We start from the raw sequence: 478 nt of genomic DNA, 5'->3' as shown, positions 1-478 counted from the left end.
GTCCTTCATCGCCTCTGACTGCCAGGGCATCCACCGTGTACGCTTAGTCGCTTAACCTCACAACCCGAAGATGTTTCTTGCGATTCATCATCGTGTTGCGAAAATTTGAGAGACTCACGAACAACTTTCGTTGTTCAGTGTTTCAATTTTCAGCTTGATCCAGATTTTTAAAGAGCAAATATCTCAAACGTCACCCGAAGATGAGTTTTGAGATATTAAGGCAGGTGACTTTCACTCACAAACCAGCAAGTGGCGTCCCCTAGGGGATTCGAACCCCTGTTACCGCCGTGAAAGGGCGGTGTCCTGGGCCTCTAGACGAAGGGGACGTATCAGTCTGCTTCGCAAGACGCCTTGCTTTTCACTTTCTATCAGACAATCTGTGTGAGCACTGCAAAGAACAGTTCTTTAAGGTAAGGAGGTGATCCAACCGCAGGTTCCCCTACGGTTACCTTGTTACGACTTCACCCCAGTCATGAAT

The 478-nt window shown here is 47.9% G+C and carries 1 tRNA gene and 1 rRNA gene; both read right to left on the bottom strand.

Going from position 1 to position 478, the window contains the following annotated elements:
- Window positions 1-250: 250 nt before the first annotated feature.
- Window positions 251-326 (bottom strand) — tRNA-Glu (locus BGE37_RS24795).
- A gap of 85 nt (window positions 327-411) precedes the next feature.
- Window positions 412-478, bottom strand: a 16S ribosomal RNA gene (locus tag BGE37_RS24790); the annotation flags it as partial.

The organism is Escherichia sp. MOD1-EC6300 (assembly GCF_002965045.1).
GTDB lineage: Bacteria > Pseudomonadota > Gammaproteobacteria > Enterobacterales > Enterobacteriaceae > Escherichia > Escherichia coli_F.
Note: the sequence above shows the minus strand (reverse complement) of the source record. Positions and strands in the feature narration are given on the sequence as shown.